General features: G+C 40.3%; 19 protein-coding genes. 15 read left to right on the top strand and 4 right to left on the bottom strand.

All coding sequences use genetic code 11. The features are described from left to right. Window positions 1–37: 37 nt before the first annotated feature. The 4 genes from acrR to LG003_RS14250 all read left to right on the top strand — a co-directional run bounded on the left by acrR (window position 38) and on the right by LG003_RS14250 (window position 2849). Complete coding sequence (acrR, locus tag LG003_RS14265) at window positions 38–679, top strand: multidrug efflux transporter transcriptional repressor AcrR (RefSeq protein ID WP_112877946.1); 642 nt, start codon at window positions 38–40, stop codon at window positions 677–679. Window positions 680–959: 280 nt separating this feature from the next. After that, window positions 960–1634: an energy-coupling factor ABC transporter ATP-binding protein gene (locus LG003_RS14260; RefSeq protein ID WP_112877947.1), complete on the top strand. Its 675-nt coding sequence runs from the start codon at window positions 960–962 to the stop codon at window positions 1632–1634. Next, window positions 1631–2260 carry an energy-coupling factor transporter transmembrane component T family protein gene (locus LG003_RS14255; protein ID WP_112877948.1) on the top strand — a complete coding sequence of 210 codons (630 nt, stop codon included), beginning with the start codon at window positions 1631–1633 and terminating at the stop codon, window positions 2258–2260. The genes LG003_RS14260 and LG003_RS14255 overlap by 4 nt, the downstream gene beginning before the upstream one ends. 40 nt (window positions 2261–2300) lie before the next feature. Continuing rightward, complete coding sequence (locus LG003_RS14250) at window positions 2301–2849, top strand: biotin transporter BioY (protein WP_112877949.1); 549 nt, start codon at window positions 2301–2303, stop codon at window positions 2847–2849. Here LG003_RS14250 and LG003_RS14245 read toward each other — a convergent pair. After that, a complete protein-coding gene (locus tag LG003_RS14245) occupies window positions 2846–3751 on the bottom strand; it encodes a DMT family transporter (RefSeq protein ID WP_262981015.1) in 906 nt (301 codons plus the stop codon). The genes LG003_RS14250 and LG003_RS14245 overlap by 4 nt on opposite strands. A gap of 31 nt (window positions 3752–3782) precedes the next feature. Then, window positions 3783–4547, bottom strand: a complete 765-nt coding sequence (locus tag LG003_RS14240) for a 2OG-Fe(II)-dependent halogenase WelO5 family protein (RefSeq protein WP_262981014.1) — start codon at window positions 4545–4547, stop codon at window positions 3783–3785. 123 nt (window positions 4548–4670) lie between these two features. Between LG003_RS14240 and LG003_RS14235 the strand changes: the two genes are divergently transcribed. Further along, a complete protein-coding gene (locus LG003_RS14235; protein WP_112877952.1) occupies window positions 4671–5108 on the top strand; it encodes a DUF1284 domain-containing protein in 438 nt (145 codons plus the stop codon). A gap of 129 nt (window positions 5109–5237) precedes the next feature. Here the strand turns inward: LG003_RS14235 and rsmS are convergent, their stop codons facing one another. Beyond that, entirely contained in the window at window positions 5238–5405 is a 168-nt protein-coding gene (rsmS, locus tag LG003_RS14230; RefSeq protein ID WP_074524823.1) for a pleiotropic regulatory protein RsmS, read from the bottom strand. Window positions 5406–5427: 22 nt separating this feature from the next. Then, window positions 5428–5970: a primosomal replication protein PriC gene (priC, locus tag LG003_RS14225; RefSeq protein ID WP_112877953.1), complete on the bottom strand. Its 543-nt coding sequence runs from the start codon at window positions 5968–5970 to the stop codon at window positions 5428–5430. A 143-nt stretch (window positions 5971–6113) separates the two neighbouring features. On the opposite strand from priC, the gene apt reads away from it, so the two are divergent. The 10 genes from apt (at window position 6114) to LG003_RS14175 (ending at window position 18212) form a co-directional block, all read left to right on the top strand. Next, window positions 6114–6665, top strand: a complete 552-nt coding sequence (apt, locus tag LG003_RS14220) for an adenine phosphoribosyltransferase (RefSeq protein ID WP_112877954.1) — start codon at window positions 6114–6116, stop codon at window positions 6663–6665. Between the two features lie 96 nt (window positions 6666–6761). Next, window positions 6762–8738, top strand: a complete 1977-nt coding sequence (gene dnaX / locus LG003_RS14215) for a DNA polymerase III subunit gamma/tau (protein ID WP_112877955.1) — start codon at window positions 6762–6764, stop codon at window positions 8736–8738. A gap of 56 nt (window positions 8739–8794) precedes the next feature. Next, on the top strand, window positions 8795–9124 hold the full coding sequence (locus LG003_RS14210; RefSeq protein WP_049582543.1) for a YbaB/EbfC family nucleoid-associated protein: 330 nt from the start codon (window positions 8795–8797) through the stop codon (window positions 9122–9124). Continuing rightward, on the top strand, window positions 9124–9729 hold the full coding sequence (recR, locus tag LG003_RS14205; protein WP_112877956.1) for a recombination mediator RecR: 606 nt from the start codon (window positions 9124–9126) through the stop codon (window positions 9727–9729). Before LG003_RS14210 ends, recR begins: the two co-directional genes overlap by 1 nt. 255 nt (window positions 9730–9984) lie before the next feature. After that, on the top strand, window positions 9985–11877 hold the full coding sequence (gene htpG / locus LG003_RS14200; RefSeq protein ID WP_192881019.1) for a molecular chaperone HtpG: 1893 nt from the start codon (window positions 9985–9987) through the stop codon (window positions 11875–11877). Window positions 11878–12059: 182 nt separating this feature from the next. Then, entirely contained in the window at window positions 12060–12704 is a 645-nt protein-coding gene (gene adk / locus LG003_RS14195; RefSeq protein ID WP_262981013.1) for an adenylate kinase, read from the top strand. Window positions 12705–12880: 176 nt separating this feature from the next. Beyond that, window positions 12881–13858: a ferrochelatase gene (gene hemH / locus LG003_RS14190; protein ID WP_262981012.1), complete on the top strand. Its 978-nt coding sequence runs from the start codon at window positions 12881–12883 to the stop codon at window positions 13856–13858. A 179-nt stretch (window positions 13859–14037) separates the two neighbouring features. Next, complete coding sequence (gene wzz(fepE), locus LG003_RS14185) at window positions 14038–15141, top strand: LPS O-antigen length regulator Wzz(fepE) (protein ID WP_112877960.1); 1104 nt, start codon at window positions 14038–14040, stop codon at window positions 15139–15141. A 98-nt stretch (window positions 15142–15239) separates the two neighbouring features. Then, window positions 15240–16550 (top strand): inosine/guanosine kinase, encoded by a 1311-nt coding sequence (locus tag LG003_RS14180; protein ID WP_112877961.1) that lies wholly within the window; start codon window positions 15240–15242, stop codon window positions 16548–16550. Window positions 16551–17600: 1050 nt separating this feature from the next. Further along, window positions 17601–18212, top strand: a complete 612-nt coding sequence (locus LG003_RS14175; RefSeq protein WP_112877962.1) for a LysE family translocator — start codon at window positions 17601–17603, stop codon at window positions 18210–18212. The last annotated feature ends 262 nt before the right edge of the window (window positions 18213–18474 follow it).

Genomic DNA, 18474 nt, shown 5'->3' with positions numbered 1-18474 from the left:
ATGTATGTAAATCCATTTTAGGTTAAAATTAGAGTGTATGGCACGAAAAACTAAACAACAGGCTGAGGAGACCCGGCAGCAGATTATAGACGCAGCTATAAAAGAGTTTTCTGAGCGCGGTGTCTCGGCTACTTCACTGACAGATATTGCCACAACGGCTGGAGTAACCCGAGGGGCAATCTACTGGCACTTTAAAAATAAAGTAGACCTGTTTTCCGAAGCTTGTAAAATAACAGATTCTAAGATTGACGAATTAGAGAAAGAGTATCAAGCAAAATATCCTAATAATCCACTCCTGATTTTAAGAACGTTAATCATCCATATCCTGACGTCGGTCACTGATGATCCGAAAAACCGGCTATTAATGGAGATTTTTTTCCACAAATGTGAGTTTGTTGGTGAAATGTCTGCCTTGGTGGAAGTCCGTCAGGAGCTGTGTGTTGCAGATTATGTTCGTATTGAAGCATCTCTTTCCGGCTGTATTGCGTCAGGTCAGCTTCCTTATAATCTTCATCTACGGCGAGCGGCTATCATGTTAAGAGGATTGATAACGGGCTTATTGGAAAATTGGCTATTTGCACCAGATAGTTTTGATATTCAGAAGGAAGCCGAGTCGTTAGTGGATAGTTTTATCGATATGCTTAAATATAGTGAGCATATGAAAGTCACTGAAAAATGAAGAACTAGAATATAGAGGAAAATTAAGGTGAATTCTATTTTGGTAATTGCTAACAATGTGGCTAATGGCAAAAAGTCATTATCTTATGCTCTTTGTTTATCTGCTGTTATATAAGAGATTAGACTGAGAAACTGAGCTGAAATTATTTCTAATATCAGATACTGTTGCCGGTTTTGTTAAGGAAGAGACTGAAGACAGGCTGTAGCCTAAGGTAAATGCTGAAGATTTTGACTGTGTAAAATGTACTGATTCTTTTCGGAAAGAGAACGGATAACCATCTATGTTGGAAATACGAAATGTGACGCATGCCTATGGCGAGCGAGTAATATTGAAAGAATTAAATTTGCAGCTTAAGGAAAAACGCATTGCCATCATAGGTAGTAATGGTTGCGGCAAAAGTACATTCGCACGCCTTCTTAATGGATTGTTGGTACCGAAAAGTGGTGATGTTTTGGTGGATGGTCTGAATACTAGAACGGAAGGTAAAGCGATCCGACGTAAGGTTGGTTTCGTATTTCAGAATCCTGACAATCAGATCGTTTTTCCAGTCGTTGAGGAAGATTTAGCCTTTGGCATGAAAAATCTCGGGTTTACCAAGGATAAGATTCGACAAAGAACTCAGGAGGCCCTTTCACGCTATGATTTACTTCAATTTAGGGAGCATCCTGCCCATCTTTTAAGTGGTGGTCAGAAACAACTCCTTGCGATTTCCGGTGTTCTTGTGATGGAGCCCGATTACATTATTTTCGATGAGCCTACAACCTTGCTGGATTTACGAAATAAGCGCCGTGTTGCCGAAGCAATCGATAACTTATCTCAAACTGTGATTGTAGTTTCTCATGACCTTGATTTTCTAGTGGGATTTGATCGTGTTCTGGTTTTTGATGAGGGTCGTGTCGTTGTTGATGACATCCCCTCTATTGCTATCCCTGAATACGTAAGGATGATGTTATGAGCCTGTCTGGATATAATCCTGGTTCATCATTTGTGCATCGAGTTAGTCCTGGGCTTAAAATTATTTCTTTGCTCATTCTCGGAACATTGCTTTTCGTTATTCCACGTATCGATCTTTCTGCTGCGGCATTGGCGGGAATCGTACTTTTATACTTGTTAGCCAAAATCTCATTAAAAACTGCTTGGATGCAATTACGGCCGGCGTTATGGATCTTCGCGCTTATTTTCATAGTCCAATTGTTTTTACACCACTGGACCACAGGTGTACTTGTAATAGTTCGTCTTACCTCTCTTTTATTGCTGGCCTCGCTGGTCACTCTCACTACTCGCTCTTCTGATATGATCGACGCATTGGAAAAGGGTCTTGGGTGGTTGTACTATCTTGGCATCAATCCTGGAAAAGTGAGTTTGGCTCTATCGCTTGCTTTGCGGTTTATCCCTGTTCTGGCGTCAATTACAGAAGAAGTGCGGGAGGCGCAGAAAGCAAGAGGCCTTGATAAGAGTGTCATTGCAATTGCAGTTCCTGTTATTGTGCGGATGCTCAAAATGGCAGACGATATTTCTGCCGCTATTGAAGCTAGGTCCTATGATCCAGAATTTGACAGAAATAAATCAAGCAGCAAGTAAAACAGAGGTTGTGGCTTTATCGAAAAGAAAGGGGGATTAAATGTCTACCAAAGATATTGTTTATATAGCACTATTTGCCTCTTTAACCGTAGCACTGGGTTTATTTCCGCCACTGACACTTCCCGTTGTGGGCGTTCCGATAACAGCGCAGTCAATGGGAGCAATGCTTGCTGGTGCCATTATTGGTGCGAAACGGGGTGGATTAGCATTGTTGCTCTTTTGTGTGTTTGTTTCCGTTGGATTACCGGTAATGTCTGGAGGGCGGGGAGGATTGAGTGTATTTCTCAGTCCAAGTGGTGGCTTTATTTTGGCATGGCCGATTGCCGCTTTTGTTATCGGCTATTTGTATGAGAAAAATCTTGCAAAACTGAATATCTTTAAAGAAGCTGTATTTCTTGTCTTTGGTGGAATTATGGTTGTTTATGTAATTGGTATCCCGTGGATTGCTGTATTTGCTAATATCAGCACCTGGCAAGCAGCCGTAGGTTCAATTGGGTTCATACCGGGAGATATTATTAAAATCGTACTGGTTATTTTGATTGCGAAAACGGTTCGTCGGGCTTACCCCACTCTTGAACCGCGTTCTTAAGTGTCAGTTTTTGTCGTGGGTTGATGTTTGTTTGTGATTACCCAATAGTTACCGCTAAGTGTCATCATTGTGCCAATTATGGCCCAAATGGTTGGACGATAGCCTTCTGTAACGCTGGAGATCGTTAAGGCTACGAGTGGAACGAGAAGCATGGTATAAGCTCCTCGTTCAGCCCCCAAGCGACCAACAACGGCAAAGTAAGTTGTATACCCAATTACCGAAGGAAACAGGATCAAATAGAATAGAGATGTTACATAGGCTGGTGATAGATCAAAATCAAACGCTTGCTTGGTCAAAAAGGCGTAGCTGAGCAAGAATATGGTGCCATATCCCATAGAAATCCCGGTCATTGGCAGAACAGTGACACCTTTTCTCTGTAACTGAACTGCGGAAATGTTAGCAAATGAGAATGTCAGGGTTGCTGCGATTGCGTAACCGAATCCTGTCCAATTCCATTCATTATTTAAAAATTCTGGACTAAAGACTAAAATTACCCCAGTTAGCCCAACTACAGCGCCTACCAGCACTGACCATGAAATCGATTGCCGTAGGAAGAGAATTGCGTTTATAGAGTTGAATAATATGACTGAAGAGTAGGTGAGGGCGATTAAACCGGTGGTGATCAAGGCCGCCGCTTTGTAAATCAGCAAGAATGCGATAGCGAATCCGAATGCTCCAAGTGCGGCAAAAGAGAGGTGCTCACGCCAGGTGTGTTTGAGCCTTTCCCGTGAAATTATAGCAAGCAGAAGCAGCAGTACCGATGCACACCCAAAACGGTAAATCAGGGATATTACAGGTGAAATATCGGTCAATTGCAGTTTTGCGGCATACCACGATGTTCCCCCGGTGATAATCGTCACAGCATATAGAATGGCGGTAGAGTAAGAAAAGGTAGTCTTCATGTTTAGATTCCAAGAATCTTACTGAAATATATTACGACCATAAGATCAACGTTTTCTCATTTAATACACCGATGAAGGAGCCTGTTGCAATTCGATTGCTGCTCGCAGGCAGGACAATATGAGGGTTGCTCGTGTTGAAAATGACGACAGAGCCAATTTGAGGTCGAAAAGTGAAAGATTCACAATCAACCAATAGGGAACTATCATATGGTTTGTATGTTTTATCAACCACAGTGCTCTTGAATGGTTGATTATAGATCACGGTTTCTCCTCCCTGAGAGGGAGACAAAACATAGAGGTTCCAAGCAAGCTGAGTCGATATATCCCCGACAACTAAATTTCCTTTCGTAAAAGTAGGTGCGTAGTCCACATGTAGATCCGAGCCACCGGAGATAATCCGGGTGATACCGGCAAAATAGGGGCCAAACTCCGGTTCTTCTGCGACTGAAATGCTGAAATTTGTATCGTGATTGATGTATCGTATAAATCGAGCAACGGGATCAAAAGCTTGATGAGTAATTTGGGTGCGATTTTGCTCAGCTGCGCTAACTTGAGCAAAATATTGCTCTTTTGGCCGATCACGGTAATGAGCGAGTGGATTTCCCAAATAACACCCCGGTCTTCCAAATTCATATGGCTTTGCCTTCATGCTCAGTATCGCAGACGAAAGTTGTTCTGTTTCTTTTGGCGTTGCAAAATCATCTATCATTGCTGCTGGAATCTTGTTATCTATGATTGCCTGCAAGCTCTCTGATGATAATTTGACAAGCTCGTTTGATACCCACCGTGACGACATAATAGTCGATTCCTAGCCGATTTTCTTTATATTAGAAAAATTGATCTATTGATGGTCAGTATCAATCATATAGCATTGATTGTATAAAAATGCAACACTTGATCACATTCAGGAGCGTAACTCATGGCAATATCCCTGAGAGGTCATCACCTCTTGTGTATTCTTACCTATGCGGGCAACGGATACTCCCCTAGTTTTGTTGAAAACTACAATAGGATTATTCCTCGAATTCGGGACGAAGATATCTTGATTGTGGCAGGACCGGATGACATATGTATTCCTTTGCTTGGAGAGGATGAACCTCATTGTTTTGGCAAGAGTGTTATTATCCGGGATAGTCGAGCTTTGGAAGCTGTTGGTTCTCTTATGGGCCGACCAATTGAGATAGGTCATACGCTGAGGCTTGATGAAACCTATTTAAAACAGGCGCGATGGGCTTTCAATCGTGGGATCATAAGATCTGCTTGTATAGGCTGTGAATGGGAACCGCTTTGCACTCGAATTGCTGCGGATGATTATTCTTCAACGTTTCTTAAACGAAATAGTGGAAAGAGCGAGTGACGATATAAAGCCGTTTGAAATTTAGCAAAGGCTGATATTGATATGAATGTATGATCACATACTTAAGACAAACGTGAATCTTTTATAGTATCGATCAAGATATCTATTAAGGTGTTTGAAGTAAATCGTTCAATATTCCTTCGTCGACTGTGATTGCTTCGCTAATTTTGCTTGATAGTCGTGTTTGACTATTTCCAGTGCGGCGAGTGCGATTTCAGGAGCGATTTCATTGCATTCCAGTAAATAGATCAGATCAACAGCAAGTTGAACTTCGGGTGGTGCGTGTTCGACTGACATAAAGCATTCCTCATCTGAATCGTTAATCCATGTTCTCTTTGTATTCGATTGATTTTTCAATTCGCGTCAGAGATTGACGGCAACGTGCTAGTCTTCCGGCTAATGCCGCGATTTCTTTCTGTATTTTTTGTTGATGATTAAGTGTAGTTTGTTGATTCAATTTTAGCTCTCTATCATTGATCATTGCGAGCAGGCGGCGTTCATAATCCTGATGTTCAGCCAGTTTGTGATACAGGTCAGTAGTTTGTTGTTTATGTTCAAATCGGTTCTCTTTTTTTCTCAATGACTGGGTAGACAATTCACGCCTTAATGCTTCTATTTGGGCAACTAAGCGTTCAGTCAGAAATGCGACCTGTTCGGTTCGGTGATCCTGCACACACTCTTTGAGTTGTTCCATGTTGTGCCTGACTTCTTGTAGATAACCACGGAGTTTATCGCTGTGTCGGTTAAATAAAGCCTGATCAAACCGGGCAGTAGAGAATGGTGTGTCTGCTAATGGTGCTATCTCTTCCGCCAGTATATCGACCTGTTTTTCGAGTAAATTTAATAACGGCTGCGTATTCATTTATACCTTAAAATGGTTATTCCTTGCGAAGCAGAATTAATCTGGGACGACAAAAAGTAGGCTGGTGTGTGTTCATTAGTTGATTTTTTCTATCAGTTTGAATAGATTTTAGCACCTTCGTGTTCTACTCATTGGCACCGATTATGACCGCAAATGCGCAGCAACTGCAATTTATTAAAGACAGTATTGAAACTATTCCTGATTATCCAAAACCAGGGGTTCTTTTTCGTGATATTACCACTTTATTGGATAACCCTCTTGCCTACCAGGCAACAATTGATCTTCTGGTGGAGCGATATCAGGACAAAGGCATCACAAAAATAGTTGGCACTGAAGCTCGCGGTTTTCTGTTTGGAGCCCCGGTTGCGTTACGCCTTGGTGTTGGTTTTATTCCTGTTCGTAAAGCGGGCAAACTACCTCGGGAAACATTGAGTGAAACGTACAATCTGGAGTATGGCACTGATACGTTGGAAATGCATAAGGATAGCGTAAGAGAAAATGATAAGGTGCTGGTTATTGATGATTTGCTGGCAACGGGTGGTACGGTTGAAGCCACTGTTCGTTTAATCCGTCGTTTAGGTGGTGAGGTTTCTGAAGCGGCTTTTATTATTGGTTTGCTTGGCTTAGGTGGTGTTGAGCGCCTGCAAAGACAAGGTGTAAGTAGTTTTACTCTACTTGAATTCCCAGATCATTAATCTGCTTATTTTTGTATTACTAACATATCGGCCTCGCTGTCTGTAGTGAGGCTGTGTTAGCATGATACCCAACTGTATTCGATTTTTCCGGTATCAATGAGCTATCAGGTACTTGCCCGTAAGTGGCGCCCACAAATATTTTCTGATGTAATTGGCCAGGAATATGTCCTGACTGCGTTAGCTAATGGTCTTGCCCATGGCCGGCTTCATCACGCTTATTTATTTTCTGGCACTAGAGGTGTTGGGAAAACAACGATCGCCCGTTTGTTTGCTAAGGGGCTAAATTGTGAAACAGGTATTACTGATAAGCCTTGTGGTAAATGTGTTAATTGCCTTGAAATTGAACAGGGGCGATTTGTCGATTTAATTGAAATTGATGCGGCTTCCCGTACTAAAGTTGAAGATACGCGCGAATTGCTAGATAACGTGCAATATGCTCCGGCTCGTGGGCGTTTTAAAGTCTACCTGATTGATGAAGTCCACATGCTTTCCCGCCACAGTTTCAATGCATTATTGAAAACGTTGGAAGAGCCGCCTGAACATGTGAAGTTTTTACTGGCAACGACTGATCCGCAAAAATTGCCAGTGACTATTCTTTCCCGTTGCTTGCAATTCCATCTCAAATCGCTGGATATTGGTCAAATAAGCGCTCAGCTTGAGCGTATTCTTAAAGCTGAACATATAGAGAGTGATAACCGCGCTCGTCAGCTATTGGCTCGTGCTGCTGATGGCAGCATGCGTGATGCATTGAGTCTGACAGATCAGGCTATTGCTATCGGACAAGGCTTGGTGACGACTGAAATAGTCAGCTTGATGCTAGGAACTTTAGATGATGAACAGCCGTTATCAATTATTGAAGCATTGATTCGAGCTGACGGTCAGCAGGTTATGGCATTGGTGGAACAAGTCGCTTCACGGGGGGCTGATTGGGAGGATTTGTTAGTAGAAATTCTTGCATTGCTGCATCGTATTGCAATGCTCCAGCTGTTACCTTCTCAGCCAGAAATCGCTTCTTCATCAATTGAAGGCCGTTTGCGGATATTGGCAAAAGCTGTTTCACCGGAAGATTTGCAACTTTATTATCAAACTTTGCTGATTGGTCGTAGGGACTTACCGTATGCACCGGAGCGCAGGATGGGTGTTGAAATGACGCTGTTCAGAGCCTTGGCATTTCATCCGAAAACAGTTATTGAAGAGGTTGCGGCACCGGTAGTACATCCTGCGGTTATACCATCAGTTACAGCACAGCCGAAACATAGTGATCAGGGAGATGTGCCACCTGCTAATTATATTAATGAACCGGCACAATTGGATAGAACTGCTCAGTCGGAACCCCAGATACCTCAGGCGCTTGCATCAAGCCCAACAGCGCAGTTGCTGAAAGCAAGGAATGTGTTATCCCGACAGCAAGAGCAAACGTCGACAAAAAAACCTGAATCAGCTACGCCTGTTAAGATGAAGTCAGCAACTTCAGCATTGGAACGGTTTGCCGCAGTGTCAGGACAGCGACCTCAGTCATCAATAGATAAAAAACAGGAAAACAAGTCTGAGAAAAAAGAAGCTTACCGTTGGCGTGCCAAGAATATTGAGGAGAAAACAGAAACTCATGTGGCCACACCAAAGGCTTTAAGAACAGCTTTGGAACATGAGAAAACACCAGAACTGGCAGAGAAATTAACGGAAGAATCTAAACAGAGAGATGCATGGGCCGCAGAAGTTGGTAAACTTAAAATTCCTAAACTGGTGCAGCAATTGGCATTAAATGCATTCAAAGAACAGGTTAGTGAAAATAATATCCGTTTACATTTGCGTTCGAGCCAGCGTCACCTTAATTCCGCTTTCACACAAAAGTCATTAGCGGAGGCTTTAAGCGAGTTGTACGGCGTAACAGTTGAATTCAGTATTATTGAAGATGATAATCCTGCGGAGAAAACTCCGCTGGAGTGGCGACAAGCCATTTATGAAGAGAAATTGGCACAAGCTCGCCAATCAATTATTGCGGATAAAACTATTCAAACATTGCGGCAGGTATTTGATGCTGAATTGGATGAAGACAGTATCCGACCGGTTTAACCATGCTGCGATCTGTACCTTGTTGTACGATGTAGCCATAGCGAAGAGAGAAATCTATGTTTGGTAAAGGTGGTTTGGGCAATTTGATGAAACAGGCCCAGCAAATGCAGGACAAAATGCAGAAAATGCAAGAAGAGATCGCCAATCTAGAAGTGACGGGGGAATCGGGAGCAGGTCTGGTTAAAGTGACTATCAATGGTGCTCATAATTGCCGTCGTGTTGAGATCGATCCAAGCCTGATGGAAGATGACAAAGAGATGTTGGAAGACCTGATTGCTGCCGCATTCAATGACGCAGCCCGTCGTATTGAAGAAACTCAGAAAGAGAAAATGGCAGGCATTTCCAGTGGGATGCAATTGCCGCCAGGCTTTAAGATGCCATTCTGATGCAAACCAGTCCTCTCCTTGAATCCTTGATGGAAGCATTACGCTGTTTGCCAGGGGTTGGCCCTAAGTCTGCACAGCGGATGGCTTTTCATCTGCTACAGCGTGATCGCAGTGGTGGAATGCGTTTGGCTCAGGCATTGACCAGAGCAATGTCAGAAATTGGACACTGCAAATATTGCCGGACTTTTACCGAACAGGAACAGTGCGCGATTTGTGCTAATCCACGCCGTCAACAAAATGGTCAAATCTGTGTGGTTGAAAGTCCAGCGGATATTCATGCTATTGAACAAACTGGGCAGTTTGCCGGGAGTTACTTTGTATTGATGGGGCATTTATCCCCATTAGATGGCATTGGTCCAATGGATATTGGTTTAGATCGTTTTGAGGATCGTCTCTCCACTGAGGAGATTTCAGAGGTGATTCTGGCGACTAATCCAACAGTGGAGGGAGAGGCCACTGCCAATTATATCGCAGAGATATGCTTTCAGTATGGTGTAACAGCAAGCCGTATTGCTCATGGTGTGCCGGTGGGTGGTGAACTTGAGATGGTAGATGGTACAACATTGTCCCATTCACTTGCTGGGCGGCAGAAGATTACTTATTAATCTTCTGTTAATGCCTTACGGTTTTGTCGAGTTGTGACCGAATATGTTGTAGTCTGGTTAGAGCAAGTCGTAAAGGTTTTGAGGCGCTACATTCTATGTGGCGCATGCCTTTTAATCCATTTTGCTATGATCAAAAGTTACTTCATAATTCTTTTGGATAATCAAACTTGAAATTCAACTTATTTATCCCCATCTGCATATTATCGTCTGATTTTGTCTGTCTGAACTGGATTTAGATTGAGGTAATAAATGAGTATGAAAGGTCAGGAAACCCGTGGATTTCAGTCTGAAGTAAAACAACTTCTGCAATTAATGATCCATTCACTCTATTCCAATAAAGAGATTTTCCTTCGTGAACTAATCTCAAACGCTTCCGATGCTGCTGACAAATTACGTTTCCGCGCATTATCTGTTCCAAAACTTTATGAAAATGATGGTGAACTACGCGTTCGTCTTTCTTTTGATAAAGAAAAGAGAAGCATTACGATTAGTGATAATGGCATTGGTATGACTCGTGATGAAGTTATTGATAATCTTGGAACAATCGCTAAATCAGGAACAAAAGCTTTTCTGGAATCTATTGGTTCAGATCAGGCTAAAGACAGCCAGTTAATTGGTCAGTTTGGTGTTGGGTTTTACTCTGCATTTATTGTGTCTGATAAAGTCACTGTACGTACTCGTGCTGCCGGCGCTTCAATTGATCAGGGCGTATTCTGGGAATCTGCTGGTGAAGGCGATTACACGATTGCCGATATTGAAAAAGAAACCCGTGGTACAGAGATCACCCTTCATTTACGTGAAGGAGAAGATGAATTCCTGAATGACTGGCGTTTGCGTTCTGTTATCAGTAAATACTCTGACCATATTGCCTTGCCGGTTGAAATTGAAACCAAAAATAAGAGCGAAGAAGAGGGTGAAGAGGATACAGTAACTTGGGAGAAGATTAATAAAGCTCAAGCTTTATGGACTCGTGGTAAATCTGAAATTACAGATGATGAGTATAAAGAGTTCTACAAACATATTTCTCATGATTTTACTGATCCGCTGATCTGGAGCCATAACCGCGTAGAAGGTAAACAGGAATATACTAGCATGCTCTATATTCCATCTCAGGCTCCGTGGGATATGTGGAACCGTGAGCATAAGCACGGGCTGAAATTGTATGTCCAGCGTGTGTTTATTATGGATGATGCGGAACAGTTTATGCCGAACTATTTACGCTTTGTCCGTGGTTTGATTGACTCCAACGACTTGCCACTGAACGTTTCCCGTGAAATTTTACAAGATAATTCTATTACCCGTAATTTACGTAATGCATTGACCAAACGTGCATTACAGATGCTGGATAAACTGGCGAAAGATGATGCAGAAAAGTACCAGCAATTCTGGCAACAGTTTGGTCTGGTAATGAAAGAAGGCCCGGCAGAGGATAGTACCAACAAAGAAGCTATCGCTAAATTGCTACGTTTTGCTTCTACTCATAATGACAGCTCGGCACAAACAGTTTCTCTGGAAGAGTATGTTAGTAGGATGACGGAAGGTCAGGATAAGATTTACTACATCACCGCAGACAGTTATGCTGCGGCGAAAAACAGTCCTCATCTGGAGTTGTTCCGTAAGAAAGGTATTGAAGTTCTGTTACTGTCAGATCGCATTGATGAATGGATGATGGGATACCTCACTGATTTTGATGGTAAAAAATTCCAGTCAGTCAGTAAAGCCGATGAATCCCTGGATGAACTGGCAGATGAAAACAAAGCCGAACAGGAAGAAATTGAAAAGCAGCTGGAGCCGTTTGTTGAGCGTGTAAAAACATTGCTTGGCGATCGAGTAAAAGAGGTTAAATTGACTCACCGTCTGACTGATACTCCAGCAATTGTCACAACAAATGTGGATGAAATGAGCACGCAGATGGCGAAATTGTTTGCTGCGGCTGGTCAACAGGTGCCGGACGTTAAGTACAATTTTGAGCTGAATCCTGATCATCAGTTGGTAAAACTGGCTGCTGATATCAGTGATGAAGTTCAATTCGCGGATTGGATTGAACTGTTGCTTGATCAGGCATTGTTTGCTGAGCGTGGCACGTTGGAAGACCCAAATCAGTTTATTCGCCGTATGAATCAGCTATTGTTGTCTGAGAAAGCTTGATTTAATCATTTTTTTGTGACGATTGGAAACCACGCCTCCGATAATGAGATGGGGCGTGGTTTATTTTTACAGAAAAATATCACGAAATCGTTTACCTGTTTCCTTGAGCGAACCCCATGCTAAATGGTATGGTGGCTCGTTTTCTCAAAATATAAAAACTAACTAGCAAGGGGATTTACGCAATGCGTATCATTCTGCTGGGCGCTCCGGGCGCCGGTAAAGGGACTCAGGCGCAATTTATCGTGGAGAAATATGGGATCCCTCAAATTTCTACTGGTGATATGTTGCGTACTGCGGTTAAGGCTGGCACAGAATTGGGTTTAAAAGCAAAAGCGCTGATGGATCATGGTAAGCTGGTTACTGATGAACTGGTTATTGCTTTGGTCAAAGAGCGCATCAAACAAGATGACTGCCGCAATGGTTTCTTGCTGGATGGGTTCCCCCGTACTATCCCCCAGGCTGATGCAATGAAAGAAGCGGGTATTAATGTTGATTATGTCTTGGAATTCGATGTTCCCGATGAACTCATTATTGAACGTATCATTGGGCGCCGTATACATGCGCCATCTGGCCGTGTTTATCACATTAAATTTAATCCGCCAGCAGTGGAAAACAAGGATAATGTTACGGGTGAAGAGCTGACTGTTCGTAAAGACGATCACGAAGATATCGTGCGTAAACGTTTAGTTGAATACCATCAACAGACAGCACCTTTAGTGTCCTACTATCAAAAAGAAGCAGAGGCAGATTATACCAAATATTTTAGAATTGATGGTACTCGTAAGGTATCTGAGATTAGTGAAGAATTATCTAAAATTTTGGATTAATCAACCTGAATGATTCTTAGAGGGCGACTAATAAGTCGCCTTATCCTATATTATTTATTTACTGTATCAGGTAAATTAGTCGATTTTTCCTCATTGTTTTCGTAGATAAACATGATTTTCATCTGTATTTTATTATGCTAGGGTTTTCACTAGCGAAACAATGAAGGATCGACATAATGAACAACGGTAAATTTGGTGTTTTATTAGTTAATCTCGGCACTCCTGATAAACCGACAACTGCGGCTATAAGACGTTATTTAGCTGAGTTTCTTAGCGATAAAAGAGTCATAGATTTATCTCGATTTATCTGGAAGCCAATATTATATGGTTTTGTTTTGCCTTTCCGCTCCTCACGTGTAGCAAAGTTATACCAGAAAATTTGGACTGATGAAGGTTCTCCTCTGTTAGTATATGGCCGTCGGCAACAGAAATTACTGGCAGAAAGACTTGCTGACATACCTGTTGAACTGGGAATGAATTACGGTTCTCCATCTCTTGAACAAGCGATTGACAACTTACTTAAGCAGAATGTTGAGCAGCTGATTGTTTTACCACTTTATCCCCAATATTCTGGTTCCTCATCTGCGGCTGTATTTGATGGTGTTAGTCTGGTATTGCAAAAATACCGAACTATTCCTGGGATTCACTTTATTCGTAGTTATGCTGATCATCCGGCTTATATTTCTGCATTGAAAGAAACTATTGAGCAGAGTTTCGATAAGCATGGTCAACCAGACAGATTATTGCTTTCCTATCATGGCATTCCGCAGCGTTTTGTTGATACGGGCGATATTTATGCTGAGCAGTGTAAGTTAACAACACGATTGCTAAAGCAAGCAATTAATTATCCGGCAGAGCAGGTAATGATGGCTTATCAATCACGTTTTGGTCGTGAGCAATGGTTGACACCATACGTAGATCAAACGATGCAAACTCTACCTAATCAGGGAATAAAACATATTCAGGTACTTTGCCCTGGTTTTTCGTCTGATTGTCTGGAAACGCTGGAAGAGATAAAACAGCTAAATAAAGAGATGTTTCTTAATGCAGGTGGGGAAAAATTTGAATATATTCCGGCGCTTAACGACAACGCTAGTCATATTTTACTACTTGAAGAGTTGGTCAACAGGTTTGTCAGAAACAGGAATGAATAGTGATAGGATTAATCTATCATTAGGGTTCATTGGCTTTTTAAGGTATATTGCTACACAGATACCAGCCTAGTGGAACTGCCATACTTGTTTCAGAGTAAATGGGAATTAACCTATAGGCTTAGTGGGATGATGTTTTGTATATCAATTAGTAACAGCATATTTGGATTTGGATATAAATAATGAGTAATAAACCGATTAAAGACACTAATTTCAGTGAAGAATATTTTAATTATTACAATTCAAAACAAGATGATGAAATTGATTTGTTTGAGTTATTCTCTGTTTTATTTCAATCAAAGTTATTGATTATCACTATTACTATCCTTTTTGCTGTTATTGGCTTTGTAGCAGCATCTTTGATGCCACAAAAGTGGAGCAGTTCGGCTTCTATTGTTAAGCCTCAACTTGAAGAGATACAACCACTTAGAGATCTCCTGACTAAGTTAGAGGTTTTAAGTTTACAACCATCAGTAACTTCATCGTCACTGTATAATAATTTTTTAAATAATTTTAATTCACGGGTTTTGCGTGAAGAATATCTGGTTAATACAGAATATTTTAAAAATCTGGTGGCTGAATCAGGTGATCATTCACCATTTGCAAAAAGAAAACTTATTGAAAAGATTGTGAATGATAATATTTCATCTTCTTCAAAAGCGGAAAAAGATGATGAAAATGGTGAAACTAAATTGACTTTCAGTGCCGGAACCGCAGAAGATGCATATAATCTGTTAAATGGCTATATTGACTATGCGTCGTCTGTTGTCCATGAACAGGTGAAGAGTGAATTAAGTGATATAGTAAAACAAAAGCTTAATTACTCTGAAGGTTTATATAACGTTGATTTAAACCGTGTGAATAATATACAGGAAGCTAATATTGAGCGATTGAAACATGCATTATCTATCGCTAATTCGGCAGGAATTAAAAAGCCTATTTCCAGTGAAGGAGCAATGATCAAAGACGATCCAGATTATTCCATTGCTTTGGGGGCTGATGCATTACAACGTAAGTTGCAAATTACAGAGGAGATAAAAGATCCCACCTTGATTGATGCTGACTTACGTAACCGTTTGTTCTATATAGAACAGCTGAAAGCACTTAAAGTAGATAAAGTTAACTTCCAACCATTTAGATATATGCAGGCTCCTTATGAGCCGACAGCGAAAGATTCACCGAAGCGTCTACTTATCTTAATAGGCAGTGCTTTTCTTGGGCTGATCTTGGCTGTGGTGTCTGTTCTAATTCGTCATATGGTACGTAGTCGTCAGCAAGCGGCTTAAGTTTTCCTTGGCAGTAAATGTCGTAGTGACATTTGCTGCCTGTCAGTTTTTATTGTGCTAATATGCTGCACCTTTTGGCGTTATAGCATCAATCAAAAATGAAATTCCCTGGTAAACGTAAATCAAAACACTATTTTCCCGTCAGTCTGCGTGATCCTTTACTCCAGCCAATTAAAGAGATGATGGATGGTGAGAATAACCGAGCTTATATCGTTGGTATCGATCAGACATTAGTGGATATTGAGGCGAAAGTAGATGAAGATTTTATCCAGCGCTATAACCTCAGCCAAGGGCATTCATTAGTTATTGAAGATGATGTAGCTGAAACCCTGTATAAAGAACTTACTGATAATAATCTTATTAGCCACGAGTTTGCTGGTGGCACTATTGGTAATACTTTACATAATTACTCAGTTCTTGCCGATGATCGTTCCGTCTTACTGGGTACTATGTGTAGTAATATTCAGATTGGCAGTTATGCTTACCGCTACTTATGTAACACGTCTAGCCGTACTGATCTGAACTATTTACAGGGAGTGAACGGGGCAATTGGTCGCTGTTTTACGTTAGTAACGGAAAATGGTGAGCGGACTTTTGCCATCAGTCCTGGGCAAATGAATCAACTTAAACCGGAAAGTATTCCTGAGAAGATTATTGCTGAAGCTTCTGCTTTGGTATTAACTGCTTACTTGATTCGTTGTAAATCGGGAGAACTAATGCCAGAAGCAACCATGAAAGCTATCGAATATGCGAAAAAGCATAGTGTACCTGTGGTTCTGACGCTAGGGACGAAATATGTTATTGCTGATGATCCACAATGGTGGCGTGATTTTCTGGTTGAGAATATTTCTGTTCTGGCAATGAATGAAGATGAAGCTTATGAGCTTACTGGTTTCAGTGATCCACTATTGGCTTCGGATATGGCACTAGATTGGGTCGATTTAGTTTTGTGTACCGCAGGTCCGGCTGGATTATATATGGCAGGTTATACGGAAAAAGATTATATGCGTCAGACAACCCATCCATTGTTACCGGGTGCTATTGCTGAATTTAACCGTTATGAGTTCAGCCGTGCTATGCGTAAATCTGATTGCCAAATCCCGATGAAAGTTTATTCCCATATTGAACCTTATATGGGGGGGCCAGAAAAAATCATGAATACCAATGGGGCAGGTGATGGTGCTTTATCTGCTTTGCTGCATGATATAACGGCCAACAATCACCACAGAATGAATGTGCCTAATTCCAGTAAACATATCCGTACTTATCTAACATATTCATCACTTGCTCAGGTATGTAAATATGCCAACAGAGTTAGCTATCAGGTATTGAGTCAGCATTCCCCACGATTAAGCCGTGGTTTGCCCGAAAAAGAAGATAGTTTGGAAGAATCTTACTGGGAACGATAATTTTAAAATTTCGGCACCGTGTAAATTAATGAGGTGCCGAAATTTAGCTATAAAATCATTTATTAAGATTATAAATGGTAGTTAGAGTTTATTTTATTGACAGTAATGATATTTCGTCTAATTTATAAAAGGCAAAGTATTTTATTCTTATTTATATATCTGTTTAAATAAATTCAAATAACATTTAAAAATGTCCTAGAATAGAATATTTATATCATTCAGATAGCAATAATATGAAAATAAAATTTTATATTTGTTTTTTATATTTAACTTATATTGTTGTTTTTTATATAAAAATTGCGTGTGACGGCGCATTTCTAATATAGCTAGATACTGCTAAAATCACCAATCCGGTTCATGCTGATTTGATTATGTACCTAATTTTTCTGTTTATTGTAATAGGGATTAGCTAAAGGAAGAATTTGGACTAAAATCACAATTTTTAAAAATCTTGGAACTGATTTCTCAATTGTTGATTTTACTAATTATAATCAAGATGATTAGCTAGAGAATACTCCTTTATTAGTAATATACTGAAATGATACTAGCTGTGTATTGAAATGATATTCTTTATATATTGAAATGATATCGGCCATATATAGAAATGATATTAGTTATATATGGATTGGAGCTGCTATATTTTAGGAGTATTCCCGAGGTTAATACGGAATTTCATATTTTTTGTATAGTATTGAAATGTAGATTAGTGTTTTATGATGCTAATTTAGATAGCGAAACTTTGGCGATGATTGATAACTCAGAAGGATCATTTAGTGAAATAGTTTTTGTTTTCTGTAATTATTTTATTTTGTTGCCTATATTAGGAAAGGTTTTTTGTATATTTTATTACTGAATTGGAGTTATTGAGATTACTAACATTGAGAGAAAAGACGAACCTAATAGCTATTAAGTGAAAGTAATGGTATTTAATGACCGTAACTTATTATTGTTAATTTAAAGAGATGGGGGGTGTGATGAAATTTTTTACTGAAAATTTCCTATTATATTTCAAATAATTAATTATTATGTATAACAGCCACTGAGGATACTATGAATAGTTACTACGATTATATAAGAATTGCCAGTATGGTGAGTATGGTCTTAATTATGCCGGGACCAACAAATACTCTTTTGGTATCATCTGGATATTCACATGGTTTTATTAGTACACTCAGGCTGATATTAGCTGAGGCATTGGGTTATATAACAGCAATTAGTTTGTGGGGGTTATTTTTATCTACAGTCTCTCATGCTTTCGTATGGTCACTGGTCGTCTTAAAGATGTGTGCTTCGACATACATTGCTTATCTAGCTTTTAAAGTTTGGCATTTCTCATTAGACAAGAATGTAGTAAAAATCCATTTTATCACGGTATTATTTGCCACATTGCTGAATCCTAAGGCTTTTGTGTTTGCTACATATATATTTCCTCTTACTGCATTTACTTTGTGGTCAGAATACATTCCATGCATGACGGTTTTTGTTTGTGCGTTATTACCCGTTTCCCTGATTTGGGTGGGGGTTGGGAAAATGCTATATGTAGGAAAGTTCGGAAAAGGAATTTTAAAACCCGATTTGTTTTATCGTCTTGCTTCTTTAGTGTTATGTGTTTTCTCTGTTTCAATGTTTTACACGTCAATGAAAGGTGTTTTATATCTTTGACATAATCGGATGTTTGATATTGCGCCCTCCCGACGGATTGGCTTTTTCATTAATAGTCTCATTAAGCTAATAGTGGTTGAAGGTAGCTTGGATTGTATAGAGTTTCCTTGTTGTAACTAGGTAAATACCATGATCATGTTAAGTAATGCATGGTATTTACCCTCCCTATTAATAAAAAAATATTTACCTCAATGGGTTGCTGAATCTTGTTTTGAATGGGCTAAGGATTAATTGATAATTCGATTGATTTTTGTTGTATATA

This window comes from Photorhabdus kleinii (assembly GCF_025384885.1).
GTDB classification, from domain to species: domain Bacteria; phylum Pseudomonadota; class Gammaproteobacteria; order Enterobacterales; family Enterobacteriaceae; genus Photorhabdus; species Photorhabdus kayaii.
The sequence above is the reverse complement of the archived record's forward strand: the minus strand, read 5'-3'. Positions and strand labels throughout refer to the sequence as shown.

What these genes read in the sequence shown, in the direction of transcription:
- LG003_RS14245 (WP_262981015.1), bottom strand. Translation starts at nt 3,751, where the DNA reads ATGAAGACTACCTTTTCTTACTCTACCGCCATTCTATATGCTGTGACG.
- LG003_RS14240 (WP_262981014.1), bottom strand. Translation starts at nt 4,547, where the DNA reads ATGTCGTCACGGTGGGTATCAAACGAGCTTGTCAAATTATCATCAGAG.
- LG003_RS14180 (WP_112877961.1), top strand. Translation starts at nt 15,240, where the DNA reads ATGAAATTCCCTGGTAAACGTAAATCAAAACACTATTTTCCCGTCAGT.
- recR (WP_112877956.1), top strand. Translation starts at nt 9,124, where the DNA reads ATGCAAACCAGTCCTCTCCTTGAATCCTTGATGGAAGCATTACGCTGT.
- LG003_RS14255 (WP_112877948.1), top strand. Translation starts at nt 1,631, where the DNA reads ATGAGCCTGTCTGGATATAATCCTGGTTCATCATTTGTGCATCGAGTT.
- LG003_RS14175 (WP_112877962.1), top strand. Translation starts at nt 17,601, where the DNA reads ATGAATAGTTACTACGATTATATAAGAATTGCCAGTATGGTGAGTATG.
- priC (WP_112877953.1), bottom strand. Translation starts at nt 5,970, where the DNA reads ATGAATACGCAGCCGTTATTAAATTTACTCGAAAAACAGGTCGATATA.
- dnaX (WP_112877955.1), top strand. Translation starts at nt 6,762, where the DNA reads ATGAGCTATCAGGTACTTGCCCGTAAGTGGCGCCCACAAATATTTTCT.
- apt (WP_112877954.1), top strand. Translation starts at nt 6,114, where the DNA reads ATGACCGCAAATGCGCAGCAACTGCAATTTATTAAAGACAGTATTGAA.
- LG003_RS14235 (WP_112877952.1), top strand. Translation starts at nt 4,671, where the DNA reads ATGGCAATATCCCTGAGAGGTCATCACCTCTTGTGTATTCTTACCTAT.
- LG003_RS14210 (WP_049582543.1), top strand. Translation starts at nt 8,795, where the DNA reads ATGTTTGGTAAAGGTGGTTTGGGCAATTTGATGAAACAGGCCCAGCAA.
- rsmS (WP_074524823.1), bottom strand. Translation starts at nt 5,405, where the DNA reads ATGTCAGTCGAACACGCACCACCCGAAGTTCAACTTGCTGTTGATCTG.
- htpG (WP_192881019.1), top strand. Translation starts at nt 9,985, where the DNA reads ATGAAAGGTCAGGAAACCCGTGGATTTCAGTCTGAAGTAAAACAACTT.
- acrR (WP_112877946.1), top strand. Translation starts at nt 38, where the DNA reads ATGGCACGAAAAACTAAACAACAGGCTGAGGAGACCCGGCAGCAGATT.
- adk (WP_262981013.1), top strand. Translation starts at nt 12,060, where the DNA reads ATGCGTATCATTCTGCTGGGCGCTCCGGGCGCCGGTAAAGGGACTCAG.
- LG003_RS14250 (WP_112877949.1), top strand. Translation starts at nt 2,301, where the DNA reads ATGTCTACCAAAGATATTGTTTATATAGCACTATTTGCCTCTTTAACC.
- hemH (WP_262981012.1), top strand. Translation starts at nt 12,881, where the DNA reads ATGAACAACGGTAAATTTGGTGTTTTATTAGTTAATCTCGGCACTCCT.
- LG003_RS14260 (WP_112877947.1), top strand. Translation starts at nt 960, where the DNA reads ATGTTGGAAATACGAAATGTGACGCATGCCTATGGCGAGCGAGTAATA.